Source organism: Streptomyces sp. WMMC940 (genome assembly GCF_027460265.1).
Taxonomy (GTDB): Bacteria; Actinomycetota; Actinomycetes; order Streptomycetales; family Streptomycetaceae; genus Streptomyces.
Genome location: NZ_JAPZBC010000001.1, coordinates 1,655,108 through 1,675,910, shown reverse-complemented (window position 1 = coordinate 1,675,910; position 20,803 = coordinate 1,655,108). Strand labels below are relative to the sequence as shown.

Here is a 20,803-nt window from a genome sequence, read left to right as displayed (position 1 = left end):
GAGAACGTCGATCCACGGAACCGAGAGGTTCCCCGAGCCGAGAGGGATGGCCCAGTGGCACAACGCGTCGTCACGTCGAAGGACGTGGAACTGTGGAGCGAGGATTTCGGCGACCCCGCCGACCCCGCCCTGCTCCTGGTGACGGGAGGGAACCTCACCGCGATGAGCTGGCCCGTCGAGTTCGTCGAACGGCTCGTCGCCGGCGGGCTGCACGTGATCCGCTACGACCACTGGGGGGTGGGCCGCTCCACCGGCTGGGATCCGGCCGAGCGCCCCTACGGCTATGTCGAGCTGGCCGCCGACGCCGTCGCGGTGCTCGACGGCTGGGACGTCGAGCGGGCCCACTTCGTCGGCATGTCGATGGGCACGGTCCTGTGCCAGCTGGTCGCGCTGGACCACCCCCAGCGGATGCTGAGCATGTCGATGACGCTCGGCGGAGCACTCGACGTGGATTTCCCCGGCAACATCCGCCGCGCCTTCGCCGGGGAGCCCTCCGCCGACGGACTCCCCCTGCCGCAGGAACGGTTCCTGAAGGCGCTCGCCGTCATGAACGAGGAGGTGGACGGCCTGGAGGCGGAACTCGACCGGCGGGTGCGCCGGTGGAAGCTGTTCTCCGGCGACGCGGTCGCCTTCGACGACGCCGAGTTCAGGCGGTGGGAACGGCAGGCCATCGACCACTCGGGGTCCCTCACCGAGCCGCAGGTGCACTACGCGGTGCAGCCGCCGCCGCGCGAGCGCGCCCCCGAGCTGCGCGACGTTCGCGTCCCCACCCAGGTCGTCCAGGCCATGGAGGACCCGATCGCCCCGCCGCCGCACGGTCGCCACCTCGCCGGTCTGATCCCCGGCGCGGAGCTGGTGGAGATCACGGGCATGGGGCACGCGCTGCCCGGCTCGGTGCACCGGCCGCTCGCCGAGGCCGTGCTCAGGCACGTGCACCGGCAGCGGTGAGCGGCCCGGCCCCACCGGACGTGCGGGTCAGTGGTCCATGTCGAACCGGGGCTCGCCGGTCCGGGTCCGCTTGACCTCGTGGAAGCCCGGCACGGCGGCCATCAGCACGAAACCGTCCCACAGCAGTCCGGCCGTCTCCCCGGTGGGAGCGGGGGAGACGACCGGACCGAAGAAGCCGACGCGTTCGCCACCGGGCCCGGCGACCGAGACCACCGGGGTGCCGATGTCACCGCCGGCCAGGGCGACGGCCTGCGCGTGCGAGGACCGGATCGCCTCGTCGTAGGCGGTGGACCCGGCGGCCTCCGCGATCTCCTCCGGCAGCCCGGCGTCCGCCAGGGCCGCGGTGAGGTTCCCCCAGTCCCCCTGGAGGTGGAAGCGGGTGCCCATCGCCGTGAAGAGGTCGCCGAGCGCCTGCCGGCCGAACCGCTCCTCCACGGCGGCACACACCCGCACCGGAGCCCACATGTAGTCCTCCCACTCGCCCTCGGGGTTGTCGTCCCGGTGCTCGTTGAGCACCGAAAGACTCATCACCCGCCAGCGGACGTCCACCGGCCGGACCTTGGTGACCTCCACCATCCACCGCGAGGCGATCCACGTGTACGGGCACACGGGGTCGAACCAGAAGTCGACGGTCCGCTGTTCGGTCATGATCGGCTCCTCGTACGGTCGCGTTCTATCGGCGCCAGCCGTCCGGCTCCGGCCACGGCTCACCGAGCTGGCGATAGGTGCTCTGGTACTCGGGCCAGTCCCGATGGTCCCTGATCTTGCCGTCGACGACGCGCAGCAGATGGATCTGCTCACCGGAGAAGCGGCGGCCGGTGGGGGCGAAGCCCACCATCGGTCCGACGTGCCGGCCGTAGAGCACCAGGTACGCCCGGACCCAGTCGCCCCGCTCCTCGATCTTGACCTCCTCCAGATGCGCGTCCTCGGAGAAGGTCATCCGCACCCAGGCTACCGCCATCGCGAACGCCTCGGGCCCTTCCCCGATACCGTGCTCCATCGTGGCCGGATTCAGGTACTCCGGGTGGATGAACTCGTGGACGTCGTCGGTCCCGCCCGTGTTGTACGCCTTGATCATCCGCCGTACCACCTCGACGTTCTGACTCATCGTCATGCCTCCCGGTCTCGGTGTGCTCGTCGCCGACGAGCATGGCAACACCGCCATCGGCAGCGGATCGAGGTTCGCTCGACCCGAGACTCCACGGCTGCTCGAACCTCCGTCCGGCCACGGCCGACGCCGGATCCAGACGCCGTCGAGCAGGCTGCGAGAGACGACGCCCACGTTGGACGACGCCACACGTCAGAGCCCGACGTCGCACGTGGAAGGGGGGAGCCGAGATGCAGCCGAACGACCTTGAGCCCACCGGGAGCGGGGTGGTCACCTTCATCAACCGGTTCACGGTGCACTCCTCGCCGGAGGAGTTCGAGAGGGCCTTCGCCGAGACCGGACGGTACCTGGCGGACCGGGACGGATTCCTGCGGTACGCGCTGCACCGGCACGCCGAGGATCCGACCCGCTGGGTCAACATCGCGCACTGGCGCGACGCACGGGCCTTCCGCGCCGCGGTGGGCTCCCCCTCCTTCCCGCAGCACGCCGCACGGGTGAGGGAACTGAGCACCAGCGAGCCCGGCCTCTACCTCCCCCGGCAGTACGTGTCGGCGGAGCGGGCGGCGGGGGACCGCTGATGGCCACGTCCGCGGGCCGCCGTGCCGTCATCACCGGCATCGGTGTCGTCGCTCCCAACTCCGTGGGCCGCAAACCCTTCTGGGACGCGCTGACCGCCGGGCGCACGGCCACCAGGAGAATCACCTTCTTCGATCCCACCCCCTACCGCTCACAGGTCGCCGCCGAGATCGACTTCGACCCGCTGCGGGAGGGACTGTCCCCGCAGCAGGCCCGCCGGATGGACCGCGCCGCGCAGTTCGCCGTGGTGAGCGCCCGGGAGGGCGTCGCCGACAGCGGACTCGACCACGCGGAACTGGACCCCGCGCGGACCGGGGTGGCCATCGGCAGCGCGGTGGGCTGCACCATGAGCCTCGAGGACGAGTACTCCGTCGTCAGCGACGGCGGGCGCCACTGGCACGTGGACGACTCCTACGCCGGGCGGCACCTGTTCGACTACTTCGTCCCCAGCTCGATCGCCGCGGAGGTCGCCCGCGACGTTGGCGCCGAGGGCCCCGTGTCCCTGATCTCGACCGGCTGCACCTCCGGACTGGACTCGGTCGGGCACGCGGTGGAACTGATTCGGGACGGCTCGGCGGACGTGATGGTGGCCGGCGCCAGCGACGCCCCGATCTCGCCGATCACCGTGGCCTGCTTCGACGCGATCAAGGCGACCACTCCGCGCAACGACGAGCCCGGGCGCGCGTCGCGGCCCTTCGACCGCACCAGGAACGGGTTCGTCCTCGGCGAGGGAGCCGCGGTGTTCGTCCTCGAGGAGTTCGAGCACGCCCGCCGGCGCGGCGCCCACGTGTACGCGGAGATCAGCGGCTTCGCCTCCCGCTCCAACGCCTTCCACATGACCGGGCTGCGCCCGGACGGCCGGGAGATGGCGGAGGCCATCCGCGTCGCGATGCGCCGGGCCGCCGTCGCCCCGCGGGACGTCGACTACGTCAACGCGCACGGGTCGGGCACCGTGCAGAACGACCGGCACGAGACGGCGGCTTTCAAGAGGACCCTCGGTGAGCACGCCTACCGGGTTCCGGTCAGCGGCATCAAGTCGATGATCGGGCACTCCCTGGGGGCCGTCGGCTCCCTGGAGATCGCGGCCTGTGCGCTCGCCATCGAGCACGACACCGTCCCGCCCACGGCCAACCTGCACGAGCCCGACCCCGAGTGCGACCTGGACTACGTGCCGTTGACGGCGCGCGAGCAGCGGGTGGACACCGTCCTCACCGTGGGCAGCGGCTTCGGGGGCTTCCAGAGCGCGATGGTGCTGCGGAGCCCGGAGAGGGCGGCGTCATGACGTCCACCGCCGTGATCACCGGTATGGGGATCCTCGCGCCGACCGGCCTGGGCACCGCCGACCACTGGAGCAGCACCCTGGCCGGGCGAACCGCGATCGGCCCGATCAGCCGCTTCGACCCGGACCGCTATCCCAGCCGGCTGGCCGGTGAGATCGGGGACTTCGACCCGAAGGCCCACGGCATCCCGAACCGGCTGCTCCCGCAGACCGACCATATGACGCGGCTGGCGCTGGTGGCCGCCGAATGGGCCGTCGAGGACGCCGGGGTGAAGCCCGGGGAACTGACGGAGTACGGCATCGGCGTCGTCACCGCCAGCTCGGCCGGCGGATTCGCGTTCGGCCACCGGGAACTGCACAACCTCTGGAGCAAGGGCCCGGAGCACGTCAGCGCCTACCAGTCCTTCGCCTGGTTCTACGCGGTCAACACCGGGCAGATCTCCATCCGGCACGGACTGCGCGGCCCGGGCGGTGTGGTCGTCACCGAGCAGGCAGGCGGGCTGGACGCGGTGGCGAAAGCGCGGCGACACCTGCGCGACGACGTCCACATGGTGATCGCGGGCGGCGTCGACGGCTCGCCGTCGCCCTGGGGCTGGGTCGCCCAGCTGGCGGGCGGCCGGATCAGCACCGTGGACGATCCCGAGCGGGCGTACCTGCCCTTCGACGCGGACGCCTCCGGCCATGTGCCGGGTGAGGGCGGTGCGTTGTTCGTCCTGGAGTCCCCGGAATCGGCACGCGCCCGCGGTGTGCGGTCCTGGTACGGGGAGATCGCCGGGTACGCGTCCACCTTCGACCCCCCGCCCGCGACGGGCCGGCCCTCCAACCTGCGGCGCGCCGCCGAACTCGCCCTCGCCGACGCTGCTCTTGAACCCGGCGACATCGACGTGGTGTTCGCCGACGCCGCGGGCATCCCCGAACTCGACCGTGCCGAGGCGGACGCCGTCCGCGAGGTGTTCGGCCCGCACGGCGTGCCCGTGACCGCGCCCAAGACGATGACCGGACGGCTCGGTGCCGGGGGCGCCGCGCTGGACCTGGCCACGGCCGTGCTGTCCATCCGCGACGGGGTGATCCCGCCGACGGCGAACGTACGGCAACCGGTGCCCGAGTACGGGATCGACCTCGTCCTCGGCCGTCGCGACGTACCCGTGTCCGCCGCGCTCGTGCTGGCCAGGGGGCACGGCGGCTTCAACGCGGCCACGGTGGTGACCCGACAACGATGAGGAGAGACATGTCCGCTCCAGACGACCGGCACGCCGTGGTCACCGGTGCCACCAGTGGCATCGGCCTCGCCGTCACGACGCTGCTGTGCGGGCTCGGGCAGCGCGTGTTCATCTGCGCCCGCGACGCCGGGAACGTCGAGAACACCGTCGAACGGCTCCGCGACAAGGGCTACGACGTCGCGGGACAGGCGTGCGACGTGCGTTCCACGGAACAGGTCGGCGCCTTCGTCCGCGCCGCCGTGGACCGGTACGGCCCGGTCGACGTGCTGGTGAACAACGCGGGCCGCAGCGGGGGAGGCCCCACCGCGCAGATCACCGACGAGCTGTGGCTCGACGTCGTCGACACCAACCTCAACAGCGTGCTCAGGCTCTCCCGTGAGGCGCTCACCACGGGCGGCATGCTCGACCGGGGCACCGGGCGGATCATCAACATCGCCTCGACCGGCGGCAAGCAGGGCGTGGTGCTGGGGGCCCCGTACTCCGCCTCCAAGCACGGCGTCGTCGGCTTCACCAAGGCGCTGGGCCTGGAGCTGGCCAGGACCGGCGTCACCGTGAACGCGGTCTGCCCCGGCTATGTGGAGACGCCGATGGCGCAGCGGGTGCGCGAGGGCTACGCCGCGGTCTGGGACACCACGGAGGAGGCCGTGCTGGAACGGTTCGAGGCGAAGATCCCGCTCGGCAGGTACACCACCCCGGAGGAGGTCGCCGGCCTCGTCGGCTACCTCGTCACCGACCAGGCCGCCCCCGTCACGGCGCAGGCGATCAACGTCTGCGGCGGACTGGGCAACTACTGACGGCCCGCGCGAGGACCAGGAGACCCGCAGCATGACGAACAACCACCGTGCCGAGCACCGGATCACCGTGGAGGCACCCGCGCGCACCGTCTTCGGCCTGATCGCGGACGTCGAGGCATGGCCCCGGGTCTTTCCCCCGACCGTGCACGTGGACGTCCTCCAACGGACCGCCGGCGAGGAGCGCATCCGGATCTGGGCGACCGCCAACGCCGCCGTCAAGACGTGGACCTCGCGCCGCGTCCTCGACTCCGACGGCCTTCGGGTGAGCTTCCGCCAGGAGGTGTCCCAGCCGCCGGTCGCCGCCATGAGTGGCGAATGGATCGTCGAGCCGCTGTCGGAGTCCCGGGCCCTGGTCCGCCTCACCCACGACTTCCGGGCCGTCGACGACGACCCGGAGGGCGCGGAGTGGATCACCCGGGCCGTCGACCGCAACAGCGACGCGGAACTGGGCGCGCTCAGGCGGGCCGCGGAACGGGCCGGTGCGGACGACCTTTCGCTGCAGTTCGACGACGTGGTGGAGGTGGCCGGCGGCCCCGCGGAGGTCTACGACTTCCTCTACGACGCCCGGCGGTGGGAGGAGCGGCTGCCGCACGTGAAGCGGGTCGAGATCGAGGAGAGCACCCCGAACCTGCAACTGCTGGAGATGGACACGCTCACCCCGAACGGCGCGATCCACACGACGACGTCGGTACGGGTCTGCTTCCCCGACGCAGCCATCGTCTACAAGCAGCTGAGGACACCCGCGCTGATGTCCGTCCACAACGGCCGCTGGCACATCGCGACAAGCCCGTCCGGGTGCACCGTCACCTCGACGCACACGGTCGTACTGAACCCCGACGCGGTCGTTCCGGTCCTCGGCGAGGGCGCCACGGTCGAGGACGCGCGCACCTTCGTCCGCGACGCGCTGAGCCGCAACAGCACCGCGACGATGCTGCTGGCCAAGGAGTACGCCGAGCGCGCCGTACGGGAGCGCTGATGCGCGTCCTGTTCACCACCTTCGGCGCCCGCAACCACGTACACGCCCAGGTGGCGCCGGCCTGGGCGCTGCGGGTCGCCGGGCACGAGGTCCGCGTGGCCAGCCACCCCGACCTCGGCGACGTGATCGCCCGCACCGGGCTGACCGCGGTCCCGGTCGGCCGGGAGCTCAACGAGGACCGGGTGATGGAGGAGCTGCGGGAACGCGAGGACGCCTCCCGCGACACGTACGACGACGCCCCCGACGCCCAGCTGCTGCTGGCGATGGACGAGCTGCGCCCGGAGAAGCTGACGTACGACCACATGCACGGCGTCCTCACCGCGATGACCTCGGCGGTCTTCCAGAACTACTCGTCGGCCGAGATGATCGACGACCTGGTGGAGTTCGCCCGTGCCTGGCGGCCCGACCTGGTGGTCTGGGATCCGCTGACCTTCGCCGGGTCCGTCGCCGCCCGGGTCACCGGTGCGGCGCACGCCCGGCTGATGTTCGGCCTGGACCTGGTCGGCCGCATGCGGGAGAGCTATCTGGCGGAGGTGCACCGGAGGCCGACCGCGCTGCGCGAGGACCCGATGAGGGAGTGGCTCGGCTGGGTGATGGAGCGCTACGGCGGAGCGTTCAGCGAGGACCTGGTGACCGGCCAGTGGACCATCGACCCGGTGCCGAACTCCCTGCGGCTCCCGGTGGACCTGCCGTACGTGCCGGTCCGCTGCGTCGCCTACAACGGCAGGGGCAGCATCCCGGCCTGGCTGCGCGCGGTGCCCGAACGCCCACGGGTGTGCCTGACGCTCGGGGTCTCGCACCGCGAGGTGATGGGCGGCGACCAGGCGTCCATAGGCGAGCTGATCGACGCGGTCGCCGGACTGGACGTCGAGGTGGTCGCCACCCTGAACGCCCGCCAGTTGCGGGAGGTCCGCGCCCTTCCCGACAACGTCCGCACCGTCGACTTCGTGCCGATGGACGCGCTGCTGCCGAGTTGTTCGGCCGTCATCAGCCACGGCGGGTCCGGCACGGTCCACACGGCGTTCCTGTACGGCGTCCCGCAGATCCTGGTGCCCGGAACCATGTGGGACAACGGCATCCGCGCCGACCTCGTGGAACGGTCGGGCGCCGGACTGCGTCTGGACGCGGACGCCCTGACGGCCGAGGCCCTGCGCGACGCGCTCAGCCGGGTACTGGCGGAGCCGTCGTTCGCCGCCGGAGCCGACCGGCTGCGCCGGGAGACGCTGGCCACACCCGCTCCCCGGGACATCGTCCCGGTGCTGGAGTCGCTCACCGCCGAACACCGGCGCCACGGCGCCACGGGACACGACGACCACCCTGCGAGGAACGATGTCTGACACAGCTTCCACGCCCTCCGCCCCGGGGGCGGTCGTGGTGACCGGAGGCGGCTCCGGGATCGGGCGGGCCGTCGCACGCGCCTTCGCCGACGAGGGCGCGGCGGTACTCGTCGTCGGCCGCACGGCCGCCGACCTCGCCGGCACGGCGAAGGGGTACGACACCATCGGCACGCTCGCCGTCGACCTCACCGAGGCGGACGCGCCGGGGAAGGTCGTGGAGACCGCGCTGCGCGAGCTGGGCGGGATCGACGTCCTGGTGAACAACGCCGCCGCACTGGGCCACCGCGCCCTCGCCGACGTCGACGCGGAGCAGGTGACCACCCAGCTCGGCACGAACCTCGCGGCGCCCGTGCTGCTCACCCGGTGCGCGCTCGACGCCCTCGCCGCCGGCGGCGGCACGGTGGTGAACGTCAGCTCGTCCGGTGCGCGGGGGTCCCGGGCCTGGCCGGGCAACGGCGTGTACGGAGCCGCCAAGGCGGCGCTCGACTTCCTCACCCGTACCTGGGCGGTCGAACTCGCGCCACGCGGCATCCGGGTCGTCGGCGTCGCCCCCGGGCTGGTCGACTCCGGTTTCGCGGAGCGGGCGGGCATGTCGGCCGAGCAGTACGACGGCATGCTCCACCACGTCGGCGCCCTGACACCCCAGGGCCGTGTCGGGACCCCCGAGGACATCGCCTGGTGGATCACGCAGCTGACCCGGCCGGGCGCCCACCACCTGACCGGCGCCGTGCTGCCGGTCGACGGCGGCCTCTCCCTGACATGACCCGGCACGACCTGAAACCGGGACCGGACCACAGCCGCCCCCCTCGGAAGCGGAGTTGAAACATGGCGAGCATGACCGAGAGCGAGTTGGGCCGGGTGCTGCTCACGCACCGCGGTGTCCAGTGGATCATCGGCACCAAGGACGACCCGTACGCCCTGCTGTTGAGGACCGCCGGTGACGATCCGCACCGGCTCGGCGAACTGATCCGGGAGCGGGGCCCGCTGTACTGGAGCAGCGCCGAGGCGTGGGTGACGGCCCATCACGAGGTCGCCGTGGCCGCGCTGGGCGACCCGCGGCTGAGCTTCCGGCACCCCGACGCGGACGCTCCCGTCGCGGACGACGAGGGGGAGCGGCGGGAACCCATGCCGTGGGAGGTGCCCGCCCTGCGCGAGATCCTTCCGTTCGACGAGCTGTTCCTGACCGCCGGCCGGGCCGACTGCGAGCGTGTGCGGGCGACTCTCGAGCCGCTGCTCGGCGCGACGGCCCTGGAGCGGTGGCGGCCCGCGGTCGAACGGGAGCAGCGCCGTGTCCTCGCCGCCGCGGGCACCGGGTTGGACCTCCGGTCGGACGTCGCCGACCCGTTCGCCGCCGAGATCGTGCGGCAGCTCCTGGGCGTACCGGAGGAGGACCGCGACCGCTTCGCCGCGTTCTGCCGGGGTGCGGCGGGGGCCCTGGACGCCATGGTGTGCTCGCCGCACCTGCGGACGGCGCACGAGCTGATCACCTCCGTCGAGGGCATGCGGTCCCTGCTCACCGACCTGATCGCGCGGCGGGGCGAGAAGCCCGGGGACGACCTGGTCAGCGCCCTGCTGGAGGTCACGCACGACGACGAGGCGCGGTCGGTGTGCATGCTCCTGGCCCTCGTCGGGTCCGAGCTGTCCGCGACCCTGTTCTGCGACGCGGTGGCGTCCCTGCTCGACCACCCCGCATCGTGGCGGTCGCTGTGCGACGACCCGCACCTCGCGCCGGCCGTGGTCGAGGAGACGCTGCGCTACGCCCCGCCCGTCCGGCTGGTCCCCCTGTACGCGCACGAGGACCTCGAACTGGCCGGGACGGCCGTCCCGGCGGGCGGCCAGGTCGTGGTGGCGGTCGAGGCGGCCAACCGGGACTCCGCGGTCCATGCGGAGCCGTCCGCCTTCGACCCGGCGAGGGAGCGGAGCGGGAAGCACCTGGCCTTTCCCGACGGCCTGCCCACGTCCTTGCTCGCGCCGCTGGTACGGCTCCAGGCCGAGTCCGGGCTCCGCGTCCTGTCGGCCGAGGCACCCGGAGCGCGGCGCACCGGGCCCGTACTGCGGCGTCTGCGCTCCGGGGTCACCGGAGCGGTCCTGGAACTGCCCCTGGCTCTCTGACACATCTCCTCACGATGCGTCACGAATCTCGACCGTGTCACTTGTGCGGATCGTAGTAGAGCTACTATCTTTCATCTAACAGGTCTGATCGAAAGGTAGAGGGCCTATGGCAGGGGCTAGCGATCTGCAAGAGCTGAGTCAGACGGGGGGAGCACCGGACGGCGCCTTAGGGGAACGGGTGATCGACATCCGCGGACTCCGGATGCGGTACGGCTCCAAGGACGTGCTCAACGGAGTCGACTTCAGCGTCCGACGGGGCGAGGTCCTCGCTCTGCTGGGGCCGAACGGCGCCGGCAAGACCACGACCATCGAGATCATGGAGGGGTTCCGCACCCGTTCGGCGGGTGAGGTCAGTGTGCTCGGCGTCGATCCGGCCAAGGGCGACGAGCAGTGGCGCGCCCGGCTGGGCATCGTGCTCCAGTCGTGGCGCGACCACGGGAAGTGGAAGGTCCGGGAGCTGCTGGCCCAGCTCGGTGACTTCTACCGGCCCTACTCCACCGCCGAGCGGCCCCGCCCGCGGAACGTGGACGAGCTGATCGCCATGGTCGGCCTGGAACAGCAGGCGGACCAGAAGATCGGATCCCTGTCCGGCGGTCAGCGCCGTCGTCTCGACGTCGCCATCGGCATCGTCGGCCGGCCCGAGGTGCTGTTCCTGGACGAGCCCACCGTCGGGTTCGACCCCAAGGCCCGGCGCGACTTCCACGACGTGGTGCACCGGCTCTCCGACCTGGAGGACACCACGATCCTGCTCACCACGCACGACCTGGACGAGGCCGAGAAGCTGTCCGACCGCATCCTGATCCTGGCCGGCGGTCAGATCGTCGCCGACGGCAGTGCCGACCAGCTCGCCCGGGAGGCCGCGGGCAAGGCGGAGGTCCGCTGGAGCGTCGGCGGCGAGCACTTCGTCCACGCCACCCCGGACGCCAGCGCGTTCGTCCACGAGCTGTTCAAGCAGCACGGCGACCGGGTCCGTGACCTCGAGGTGCGCAGGGCCAGCCTGGAGGACACGTACATGACCATGGTCCAGCAGCACGAGGCCGGCCGGTCCGAAGAGGCGGTCGCGGCGTTCCGGGAGGCGAGCAAGTGAATCCCACCGTGTACGCGGTACGGCTCGGCCTGCGCCGAGGCTGGACCGAGTTCCGGCAGAGCGTGACCTCGCCCGGCGACATCGTCTACTACCTCGTCCTGGGGGGCGTGTTCCTCGGGGTGCTGTTCTTCATGCGGAACTCGACCGTGGAGGGTACGGACCTCTCGCTGGCGACGCTCTCCATGCCGAGCATGATCGGCGGACTGCTGGCGTTCCAGGCACTGGGCGGTGCGGCGTTCGCGCTGGCGGCCGAGCGGGAGGACGGCACGCTGCTGCGGGCCAGGACCGTACCGCAGGGCCTGGTCGGCTACATCGCCGGCCGGGTGCTGGGAATCGCTCTGAGCACCGTGCTGACGCTGACGATCATCCTGGTGCCGAGCGTGTTCCTCTTCGACGACCTGGTGACCGGGGACCTCGCCAAGTGGCTGAACCTGCTCTGGGTGCTGGGCCTCGGGCTGCTCGCCACCCTGCCGATCGGCCTGATCATCGGGGCGATGGTCAAGAACCCGCGCGGCGCGAACACCTGGGGCATCTTCCCGACGATGGGTCTGATGGCGATCTCGGGTATTTTTTACCCGATCACCTCACTGGCGGGCTGGCTCCAGGGCGTCGCGCAGGTCTTCCCCGTGTACTGGGTGGGACTGGGCACGCGCGCCGCGCTGCTGCCCGAGGCGGCGGTCGCGGTCGAGCTCGGCGACTCCTGGCGCAGGCCCATGACCGCGGTCGTGCTGCTCGCCTGGGCCGTCGTCGCGCTGCTGATCGCGCCGAAGGTCCTGGGCCGAACGGCGCGCGGTGAGACGGGATCGAAGGTGGAGGCACGGCAGCAGGAGGCATTGAAGCGCGTTGGGTGACAGGGCATCCGGCAGGAAGGGCGGGCTCACGCGCCGCGGCACGTCGGCGCCCGAGCCGGAGACCGGGGCGTCGGATCCCCGGCCCGGCACCGGCACCGACAAGCCCGCCGCCGGCCGACGGGCAGCCGGTGAACAGGGACGCTCCCGAGGCGGCGCCGGGACCGAGACGGTGCACAACCGCATCGCCATGCTGCGGGTGGAGCGCGCCATCACCCGCAGGCAGCTCGCCGACGCCCTCGGGGTGCACTACCAGACGGTGGGCTATCTGGAGCGCGGTGAGTACAGCCCCAGCCTGTACCTGGCCCTGCGGATCGCGGAGTACTTCGAGGTCCCGGTCGAGGTGATCTTCTCGACCACCCCGTTCCCCCGGATCGGGAGCACCCCACCCTCCGAGTGAAGGGTTTCCGTGGCCGCGGGGGCGTCGATTCCCCGCGGCCGCGGTGCGCCGGACACCGTGCGGTCGGCTGCCGGGTGCCGTCGAGGCGGTGCGTGTGCCGGCGGTGCGGGCGTCGGGCGGACGGTGCGCGCCTGCCCCGTGTCCGCGGTCCGGCAAGGGCGTTGGGTCGACTCGTCGTGAGTTCGACGGCCTCGTCGCTGTCGTCGGGCGGCGGAGGTCCGCCCGGTCGGACCGGACGGTTGTGCCCGGCCGCCCCCGACCGGGAGGATGAGTTCATGACAACCCGTCAGCTCGAGCCGGCGCGTGTGTTCCACGCCGGAGCGATGCCCGAGCCCGCGAGGGGCGGGGCCGGCGGCGTCACGACGGGTGCCGTGCCGCAATCGGCGACCTGCCTGCCGTTGACCAGGTGCTGCCACGCCGGCTGTGCCCCGCGTCGGCCCGCTCGGGAAGGGGTTTCCCGTAGTGCCGACGTCCCTCGCCGTCCCTCCAGAGAAGGGCCAACACATGCCCGCACCACGTGAAGCAGCACGGTTCGGCATGCTCTGCGTGAGCCTGTCGGCGGTCGTCGCGACCGCGGTCGCGTCCCCCACCGCACACGCGGACGACTCCCCGACCGCACCCTTCACCGGCACCTTCGACGTGCTGACCTACAACATCGCGGGACTTCCCGAACCCCTCTCGGGCAGTCGGCCCGCGCGGAACACGAAGGAGATATCCAAGAGGATCAACGCCTACGACGTCGTGAACGTCCAGGAGGACTTCGCGTACCACGCCGACCTCGTCAAGCACGACGAGCACCGCTACCGGACACCTCCGTCGGTGCCCTCGTGGGTGCCGGTGCCCGGTGTGCCCTTCTCGGACGGTCTCAACACCCTGTCCGGCTTCAAGCTCAGGAAACTCGACCGGGTGACGTGGAACCGGTGCACCAACGCCGACTGCCTCACCCCGAAGGGCTTCACGTACCTGCGGCTGGAACTTCCCGGCGGACGATCGCTCGACCTGTACAACGCGCACATGAACGCGGGTTCCGGCACGGAGGACATGCTGCGCGCCCGCCGTGACAACGTCCGCCAGTTGTCCGGCTACATCAAGAAGCACTCCGCCGGGAGGGCCGTCATCGTCACCGGCGACACGAACAGCCGTTACACGAGGTCCGGCGACATCATCCGCGAACTGCGGGACGGCAACGGGCTCACCGACGCCTGGGTCCGGCTGGTCAGGGGCGGCTCGACGCCCGGAGTCGACGACTCGGCCCCCACCTGCAAGGAATCCACCGAGTGCGAGCTCCTCGACAAGATCTTCTACCGCAGCGGTCCGGGGCTGACGCTGGAAGCGGTCCGCTACGGCAATGAGTACGAACGGTTCCTCGACGGCAAGGGCAAGCCGCTGTCCGACCACAATCCGCCGTCCGTCACGTTCACCTTCACCGCGGACGGCGCCGACGGCTGACGCCCACGCCCCCTCCGGGGCGCGGACCCGGCTCCCCGCAGGGGCGGAGTGCACGAGAACCGGGGAAGAACGGCACCGGCAGCCTTCCCCGGCTCTCAGAAGACGAACACGCCGACCGCGATTGCGGACAGGGACACCGCCACGCACACGCAGACCAACGCGATGCGGTTGCGCCATGGGCGCGCGCCCGCGACCTCCCCGGACGGAACGGCTAGAGCGCCCGGTGTTCGGCCGTGAGCCTCTCCAGCACCGGGACGATGTCGGCGGGAGTCGGCGTGCCGGCGACCTCGCGGCGCAGCCGGTCCGCGTTCGTGGCGAACGCCGGCTCCTCCAGCACCCGGACCAGCGCGGTGCGCAGCCCGTGCGGCGTCAGGTCCTCCGGATCGATGCAGAGTCCGGCGCCCGCATCCCGTACCCGGTGCGCCTTGGGGACGTTGCACCACATCCTGGCCGGCACCACCACCTGCGGTACGCCGTGCGCCAGTGCGGTCTGGAGCGTCCCCGAACCGCCGTGGTGCACGATCGCCGCGCTGGTGGACAGCAGGGCGTCCAGCGGGACGAAGTCGACGACCCGCACGTTTCCCGGCACACGCCGGCCCGGATCGAGCTGGTCCGCGGTGAAGGTGGCGACCACCTCCACGTCCAGATCCGCCACCGCGTCCAGCAGATCGCCTGCGGACGCCCGGTCGGCGCCGACCACCTCGCGGAACGACCTCCCGAGGGTCAGGCAGACCCGGGGCCGCCGGGGCCGCTCCCGCAGCCATCCGGGGATCGTCGCCTCGCCGTTGTACGGCACGTAGCGCATCGGTACGGACGGCAGGTCGACGGGCAGCCGCAGCGACGGCGGAACGGGATCGATGGTCCACTGGCCCACGACCAGGTCCTCGGTGAACTCCCGGCCGTGCCGCCGCAGGATGCGGCTCATCCACTCCTCGAGCGGATCCTCCCGCAGGGCCGGCGGAAGTTCGGCCAGCCCGCCCAGGTAGTGCCCGCGCATGAGCCCCACCAGGTCCAGCCCGAACATCAGCCGGGCGTGGGCCGCGCCGCTGATCCGGGCAGCGAGCGCGCCGGGGTAGTACATGGTGTCCCACACGACCAGGTCCGGCCGCCAGGCCCGGGCGAAGTCGATCAGCTCCTCGGTCGTGCCGTCCGGCAGCGTGTTCTGGTAGACGAACGACGTCCACGCGGTGAGCACCCCGTGCACATGGGAATGGGTCAGCTTCTCCGGCCGGGTCTCGCTGATGTCGAGGACGTCCAGCCAGGCCTCGTCGCGGATCTCCTCGGGCTCGTCCGTGTATTCCGGGTTCATCGTGGCCGGAACGTCGAGGACCTCGCCGACCGCGACAGCGGTCAGGCCCGCGTTGTTGATGTCCTCGACCACGTCCGGCTGGGTGGCCACCCGGACCTCGTGTCCCGCGGCCCGCATCGCCCACGCCAGCGGTACCTGGGTGTGGACGTGGGTGCTCGCGGGGAACGGCGTGAACAGCACTCGCATGGGCCCACCCTGCCGGTGCGCGATCGCACGGTGCTCGAGGATCCCCGCAGCGGCCGCACGAGGGCGCGCCAGCGGGCCTCCAGCGGACTTCGAAGCCCACCGGTGAGTCTCGGCCCCCGGGTACCGGCGGCCGACCGGGCGTCGCAGCGAACGGGAGGACGGCAATGGCCACAGCCGACGCAGAAGTCGATGTCCTGGTCGTGGGCGCGGGCCTGGGCGGGCTCTCCACGACGATGTTCCTCGCCCGGCTCGGCGTACGGGTCCTCATGGCCGAGAAGCACCCGACGACGTCGATCCACCCCAGGGCGATCGGCCAGAACCCGCGCACCATGGAACTGCTACGGCTCGGCGGGATCGCCGAGCAGGTGCAGCAGGTCACCGACCACCGCGGCGCGAAGGGCCATTTCACGACCCGGGTCGCCGAGACGGTACGGGGCGAGGTGCTCGACACCTTCGAGGAGGGCTTCGAGCACCTGGTCGCCACCACCGCGCCCTGCTCCCCGATGCCGTGGGCGCTGGCCTGGCAGGACCAGCTGGAGCCGCTGATGCGGGCCCGGGCGGTCCAGGACGGGGCGCTGATCCGGTTCGGCACCGCGCTGGTCTCCTACGAGCAGGACGCGCACGGGGTCACCGCGTTGCTGCGCGACCGCGAGACCGACGCCGGGACCACCGTCCGGGCGAGCTACCTCGTCGCCGCCGACGGCGACCGCAGCCCCGTCAGGGAAGGACTCGGTATCCCGCGCCACGGCCACGGCTCGCTGGCCCACGTGGTCGGCACGATCTTCGAAGCCGATCTGTCGGAGGTACTCCCGAAGGACGCGTCCGGGCTGTACTACCTGCGCAACCCCCACTTCAGCGGCATCTTCATCGGCAGCGACCGGCCCGAGCGGCACACCTTCCTGGTGGAGTACGACCCCGAACGCGGCGAGTCCGCCGAGGACTTCACCCATGACCGCTGCGTCGAGCTGGTCCGCATCGGCCTGGACGCACCCGACCTGGAACCCAAGGTGCTGGACATCCAGCGCTGGGAGATGGCGGCCCGTATCGCCGAACGGTGGCGCGCCGGCCGTGTGTTCCTGGTCGGGGACTCGGCCAAGGTCGTGCCGCCCACCGGCGGGCTCGGCGGCAACACGGCCATCGGTGACGGGTACGACCTGGCGTGGAAGCTGTCCGCCGTACTGACCGGCCAGGCAGGACCGGGGCTGCTCGACAGCTACGAGCCCGAGCGCGGGCTCGTGGCCCGGCTCGTGATGGACGAGTCCATGCACCTCTACGCCTCCCGGCTCGCCCCGCACCTGAAGGACCGGATGGCGGAGCCCGCCGGCTACGCGGAGGTGATCCTCGGCTTCCGGTACCGCTCGAACGCCGTCCTCATCGACGACGACGACCCCCACCGGGTCGAGTCCCCGGACCGGCCCAGCGGACGCCCCGGATTCCGGATGCCGCACGTGTGGGTGCGACGGGCCGGTGAGCGGATCTCCACCGTGGACCTCTTCGGCTCCGGCTGGCTGCTGATCACCGGTGAGGACGGTGCGGGCTGGACCGAGTGGGCCCGGAGCGCGGGGAACGACCTCGGCGTCCGCGTCGAGGTCCACGGCCTGGCCACCGACCTGAGCGACCCCGGCGGCGAACTGGCCGAGCGGTTCGGCATCGGCACGGGCGGCGCCAGCCTGATCCGGCCCGACGGCGTCGTCGCCTGGCGCACCGCCACCAGCCCGGACGACCCCGCCGCGACGCTGCGCGACGTACTCGCCCGGGTGCTGTCCCGCTGAACGCGAACCCCGCCCGGACCGGGCCGGTCGGCCCGCCCGTACGACGTCCGCACCACCGCGACAAGGAGTGAATCCGCCATGACGGCACGAACCGACCCGATCACGGCCGACGTCCTCACCGACGAGGCGTACCGGTACTACCGGGAGAACGGCTTCGTCCGGGTCCCCCAGGTCCTCTCCGCCTCCGAGGTGGCGCGGTTCAGGGCGGCCTCCGAGGAGGCGATGGCCCAGCACGGCCCGGAGATCTGGGGCGCGGGCGAGGACACCGTGCAGGTGCACTTCGTCGCCCAGGCCTGGCTCAAGCACGAGGCGCTGCGCGACCTCGCGCTGCACCCGGCCGTCACCCGCGCGGCGAAGCGACTCGCCGGGGCACCACTGCGCCTGTACAGCACCGACGTCCTCCTCAAGCCGGGCCGGAGGACCCTGACCACGCTGCCCACGCTCGCGCACGACGACGAGACGGGCCTGCCGCTCGACGGCCTCGACCGGACGCTCACCGCGTGGATCGCCCTGGTCGACGTACCGGTCGAGAGCGGCTGCCTCAGCTACGTGCCGGGTTCCCATCTGCGCGGTACCGCCCACCGGCAGACCCACATGACCAGCTTCGCCGAGCACCGGGCCATCTCCGACATCTGGCCGGACTACGCCTGGCAGCCCCGGATCACCGTCCCGCTGAAGGCCGGTGACGTCGCCTTCCACCACTGCCGCACCGTGCACATGGCCGGACCGAACCTGACCGACAGCCCCCGGCTGGGCCACGGGATCGTCTTCATGGACGCCGAAGCCACCTACCGGCCCGGGACCGAGGACGCCCACATCTCCCACATGGCGCCCGGGGCCCCGCTGGACAACGAGAACTTCCCCCTCGTCTAGAGGAGACCGTCAAAGGTGAGCGTCATTCACGGGACACGCGAACGCGAGGACATCGGCGAGCTGGGCAGGCGGCTGCAGCGCGCGCACGGAGAGGTGTGGCTGCACCAGGTCAAGGGCGATCCGTACGCCGAGGTGCTCCGCGGTCACGCCGAGGACCCCCGTCCGGGCCACGAGCGCATCCGCGCGCTCGGCCCGCTGTGGCGCAGTACCACGGGCACCTGGGTGACGGCGGACCACCGCCTCGCCGGGACACTGCTGGGCGACGCCTGGCCGCACGCCCCGGTGAGCGGCGAGGACGCCCACGTCCCCGTGGACGACGCGGGACTGGGCGGCGACGCGGCGCACTACGAGCGGCTGCGCCGGCGGGCGGCGAACGCCGTCACCCCCTCCGTCGTCGCATCGGTGTGCGAGCGGGTGGCCGGCGGCCTGTCCGGAAGTTTCGACCTCGTCACCGACCTCGCGGAGCGGGTCCCCGTGGAACTGCTCGCCGAGACCTTCGGGTTGCCCGCGCCGCGGCGCCGGGAACTCGCCGGAGCCTGCGCCGCCGCCGGCGTCGTCCTCGACGGTCTGCTGTGCCCGCAGCGGCTGGACGTCACCCGTCGCGCGGTGACCGCCGTCGGCCGGTTGCGGGCGCTCCTCGCGGCACCCGACGACGACGGGGCCGCGGGCACGTGGGAGCCGGCGGTGCTGCTGGCCGCCGCCGGCGTGCGCACCGCGGCACGGCTGGTCGCGAGCGCGGTGCTGGCGGTGGTGGACCACCCGGAGGAATGGGCGCGCGTGGCGGAGGACCCCGGGCACGCGGCCCGGGTCGTGGGCGAGACCCTGCGGTACGACTCCCCGGTGCAGCTTCATCCGATGGTCGCCCAAGCCGACGTCGGGTTCGCCGGGCAGCACGTGTCGGTGGGCGAGCGGGTGGTGGTGCTCGTCGGGGCAGCCAACCGCGATCCCGAGGTCTTCGACGCCCCCGACCGGTTCGCTCCCGGCCGGCCTGCCGACGCCCTCGTCCCCGGCCTGTACCACCGTGTGACGCTGCCGTTCGCCCGCACCCAGGCCGAAGCCGTGCTTCGCGCGCTGGTGGCCGCCGGTCCGCGTCCGCGCCGGGCAGGCCCTTTCCTGCGCAGCCGCCGGTCACCGGTGACCAGGCACCTGCTCAGCTGCCCGCTGGTCATCGGCTGACCCCGCCCACAGAAGGGAATCCGGCGATGCGAGTCCTGTTCACCTCCATCGAGGGCAATCACTTCCACCAGATGGTCCCGTTGGCGTGGGCCCTGCGCACCGCGGGCCACGAGGTGCTGGCGGCGTGCAACGAGCAACTCGTCGACACCGTCACCCAGACGGGTCTGACCGCGGTGCCGATCCAGTCACCGACCCTGTGGGAGCAGCTGGACGACTTCCAGAAGGAGGCGATCTCCCTCTTCAACGAGATCGGTACCCGCAAGCAGGACCCCTCGAAGGTGACGTGGGAGGACCATCTCTCCTACGAGAACATGGTGGTCCCCGCCCTCTACCAGCCGCTCAACAACGACGCGCAGATCGACCAGCTGGTGGAGGTGGCCCGCGGCTGGCGGCCGGACCTGGTGCTCTGGGAGAGCTTCTCCATCGCCGGGGCGGTCGTCGCCGTCGCCACCGGCGCCGCCCATGCGCGCCTGGTGTCCGGCCCGGAGCTGGCCCTGCAGATGGTCACCCGCGGGCACTTCGTACGCCATCGGGACCAGCAGCCCGAGCCGCTGCGCGAGGACCCCACCGCCGAGTGGCTCGACTGGACGCTCGAACGCCTCGGCAGCGACCGGCGGTTCGACGAGACGATGCTGACGGGCCAGTGGGTCGTGGACACCCGGCCCGGCAGCCTGCGCCAGGAGCTCGACCTCCCCACGGTGCCGATGCGCTACGTCCCGTACAACGGGCGGTGCGCGGTGCCGAGGTGGCTCCACGAACCGGCGGAGCGCCGACGGGTGTGCGTCACCCTCGGCACGTCCATCACCAGCGAGGAGTCCGAGCGGTTCCGGCTGGGCGACACCCTCGCCGCCCTCTTCGGGAGCCTGGCCGGACTGGACGTCGAGATCATCGCCGCGCTCGACCCGGCACAGCGCGATGCCCTGCCCGAGCTGCCCGACAACATCCGTACCACCGACTTCGTCCCGCTCAACGAACTGGCCCCGTCGTGCTCGGTGATCGTGCACCACGCCGGCTACCAGACGAAGGCCACGGCGGACCTGCACGGCGTCCCCCAGGTCGTCATCGTCGGCTACGAGTGGGTGAGCGAGGACATGGGGGAGGAGTACGAGAAGTCGGGCACGACCCTGGCCGTCTCCGCCCGTGACCTGACCGCCGACGTGCTGCGGGAGAGGATCCTCCGGCTGCTCGACGACCCCTCGTACACCGAGCGCGCCGGGGATCTCCGCGAGGAGATCCGCGCCATGCCGACGCCCAACGAGGTCGTGCCCGTCCTCGAGAGGCTGACCAGGGAGCACCGGCACGGAGTGTGACCGGACCCACCGGACCCGTGACGGTGAACCAGTGCGCCTCATG

General features: G+C 71.9%; 20 protein-coding genes. 17 read left to right on the top strand and 3 right to left on the bottom strand.

Annotation, left to right across the window (positions count from 1 at the left end):
* Positions 1-54 precede the first annotated feature (54 nt).
* On the top strand, positions 55-948 hold the full coding sequence (locus O7595_RS07345) for an alpha/beta fold hydrolase (protein WP_269727921.1): 894 nt from the start codon (positions 55-57) through the stop codon (positions 946-948).
* 27 nt (positions 949-975) lie between these two features.
* Here the strand turns inward: O7595_RS07345 and O7595_RS07340 are convergent, their stop codons facing one another.
* Both O7595_RS07340 and O7595_RS07335 read right to left on the bottom strand, forming a co-directional pair.
* A complete protein-coding gene (locus O7595_RS07340; RefSeq protein ID WP_269727920.1) occupies positions 976-1,596 on the bottom strand; it encodes a mycothiol-dependent nitroreductase Rv2466c family protein in 621 nt (206 codons plus the stop codon).
* A gap of 25 nt (positions 1,597-1,621) precedes the next feature.
* Positions 1,622-2,056 (bottom strand): ester cyclase, encoded by a 435-nt coding sequence (locus O7595_RS07335; protein ID WP_269727919.1) that lies wholly within the window; start codon positions 2,054-2,056, stop codon positions 1,622-1,624.
* Positions 2,057-2,286: 230 nt separating this feature from the next.
* On the opposite strand from O7595_RS07335, the gene O7595_RS07330 reads away from it, so the two are divergent.
* The 12 genes from O7595_RS07330 (at position 2,287) to O7595_RS07275 (ending at position 14,134) form a co-directional block, all read left to right on the top strand.
* Positions 2,287-2,634, top strand: a complete 348-nt coding sequence (locus O7595_RS07330) for an antibiotic biosynthesis monooxygenase family protein (protein ID WP_269727918.1) — start codon at positions 2,287-2,289, stop codon at positions 2,632-2,634.
* Complete coding sequence (locus O7595_RS07325) at positions 2,634-3,914, top strand: beta-ketoacyl-[acyl-carrier-protein] synthase family protein (protein WP_269727917.1); 1,281 nt, start codon at positions 2,634-2,636, stop codon at positions 3,912-3,914. Before O7595_RS07330 ends, O7595_RS07325 begins: the two co-directional genes overlap by 1 nt.
* Positions 3,911-5,131 carry a ketosynthase chain-length factor gene (locus O7595_RS07320; RefSeq protein WP_269727916.1) on the top strand — a complete coding sequence of 407 codons (1,221 nt, stop codon included), beginning with the start codon at positions 3,911-3,913 and terminating at the stop codon, positions 5,129-5,131. The genes O7595_RS07325 and O7595_RS07320 overlap by 4 nt, the downstream gene beginning before the upstream one ends.
* 8 nt (positions 5,132-5,139) lie before the next feature.
* Entirely contained in the window at positions 5,140-5,925 is a 786-nt protein-coding gene (locus O7595_RS07315; protein WP_269727915.1) for an SDR family NAD(P)-dependent oxidoreductase, read from the top strand.
* A 31-nt stretch (positions 5,926-5,956) separates the two neighbouring features.
* Positions 5,957-6,901 (top strand): aromatase/cyclase, encoded by a 945-nt coding sequence (locus tag O7595_RS07310; RefSeq protein WP_269727914.1) that lies wholly within the window; start codon positions 5,957-5,959, stop codon positions 6,899-6,901.
* Positions 6,901-8,238: an activator-dependent family glycosyltransferase gene (locus tag O7595_RS07305; protein ID WP_269727913.1), complete on the top strand. Its 1,338-nt coding sequence runs from the start codon at positions 6,901-6,903 to the stop codon at positions 8,236-8,238. Before O7595_RS07310 ends, O7595_RS07305 begins: the two co-directional genes overlap by 1 nt.
* Positions 8,231-9,001 carry an SDR family NAD(P)-dependent oxidoreductase gene (locus O7595_RS07300; protein WP_269727912.1) on the top strand — a complete coding sequence of 257 codons (771 nt, stop codon included), beginning with the start codon at positions 8,231-8,233 and terminating at the stop codon, positions 8,999-9,001. The genes O7595_RS07305 and O7595_RS07300 overlap by 8 nt, the downstream gene beginning before the upstream one ends.
* 62 nt (positions 9,002-9,063) lie before the next feature.
* Complete coding sequence (locus O7595_RS07295; protein WP_269727911.1) at positions 9,064-10,350, top strand: cytochrome P450 family protein; 1,287 nt, start codon at positions 9,064-9,066, stop codon at positions 10,348-10,350.
* A 202-nt stretch (positions 10,351-10,552) separates the two neighbouring features.
* Positions 10,553-11,437 carry an ABC transporter ATP-binding protein gene (locus O7595_RS07290; protein WP_269732409.1) on the top strand — a complete coding sequence of 295 codons (885 nt, stop codon included), beginning with the start codon at positions 10,553-10,555 and terminating at the stop codon, positions 11,435-11,437.
* Positions 11,434-12,288 (top strand): ABC transporter permease, encoded by an 855-nt coding sequence (locus O7595_RS07285; protein WP_269727910.1) that lies wholly within the window; start codon positions 11,434-11,436, stop codon positions 12,286-12,288. Before O7595_RS07290 ends, O7595_RS07285 begins: the two co-directional genes overlap by 4 nt.
* 187 nt (positions 12,289-12,475) lie before the next feature.
* A complete protein-coding gene (locus tag O7595_RS07280; protein WP_269732408.1) occupies positions 12,476-12,685 on the top strand; it encodes a helix-turn-helix transcriptional regulator in 210 nt (69 codons plus the stop codon).
* 504 nt (positions 12,686-13,189) lie between these two features.
* Complete coding sequence (locus O7595_RS07275; protein WP_269727909.1) at positions 13,190-14,134, top strand: endonuclease/exonuclease/phosphatase family protein; 945 nt, start codon at positions 13,190-13,192, stop codon at positions 14,132-14,134.
* 211 nt (positions 14,135-14,345) lie between these two features.
* On the opposite strand, the gene O7595_RS07270 is transcribed toward O7595_RS07275, so the two are convergent.
* Positions 14,346-15,629: an activator-dependent family glycosyltransferase gene (locus O7595_RS07270; protein WP_269727908.1), complete on the bottom strand. Its 1,284-nt coding sequence runs from the start codon at positions 15,627-15,629 to the stop codon at positions 14,346-14,348.
* A 164-nt stretch (positions 15,630-15,793) separates the two neighbouring features.
* Here O7595_RS07270 and rdmE point away from each other — a divergent pair, with 164 nt between their 5' ends.
* From rdmE to O7595_RS07250, 4 genes are all read left to right on the top strand, one after another.
* Positions 15,794-17,401 (top strand): aklavinone 12-hydroxylase RdmE, encoded by a 1,608-nt coding sequence (gene rdmE, locus O7595_RS07265; protein WP_269727907.1) that lies wholly within the window; start codon positions 15,794-15,796, stop codon positions 17,399-17,401.
* Positions 17,402-17,479: 78 nt separating this feature from the next.
* Positions 17,480-18,274, top strand: a complete 795-nt coding sequence (locus tag O7595_RS07260; protein ID WP_269727906.1) for a phytanoyl-CoA dioxygenase family protein — start codon at positions 17,480-17,482, stop codon at positions 18,272-18,274.
* Positions 18,275-18,289: 15 nt separating this feature from the next.
* Positions 18,290-19,450 (top strand): cytochrome P450 family protein, encoded by a 1,161-nt coding sequence (locus O7595_RS07255; protein WP_269727905.1) that lies wholly within the window; start codon positions 18,290-18,292, stop codon positions 19,448-19,450.
* Between the two features lie 26 nt (positions 19,451-19,476).
* Entirely contained in the window at positions 19,477-20,760 is a 1,284-nt protein-coding gene (locus O7595_RS07250; RefSeq protein ID WP_269727904.1) for an activator-dependent family glycosyltransferase, read from the top strand.
* Positions 20,761-20,803 lie beyond the last annotated feature (43 nt).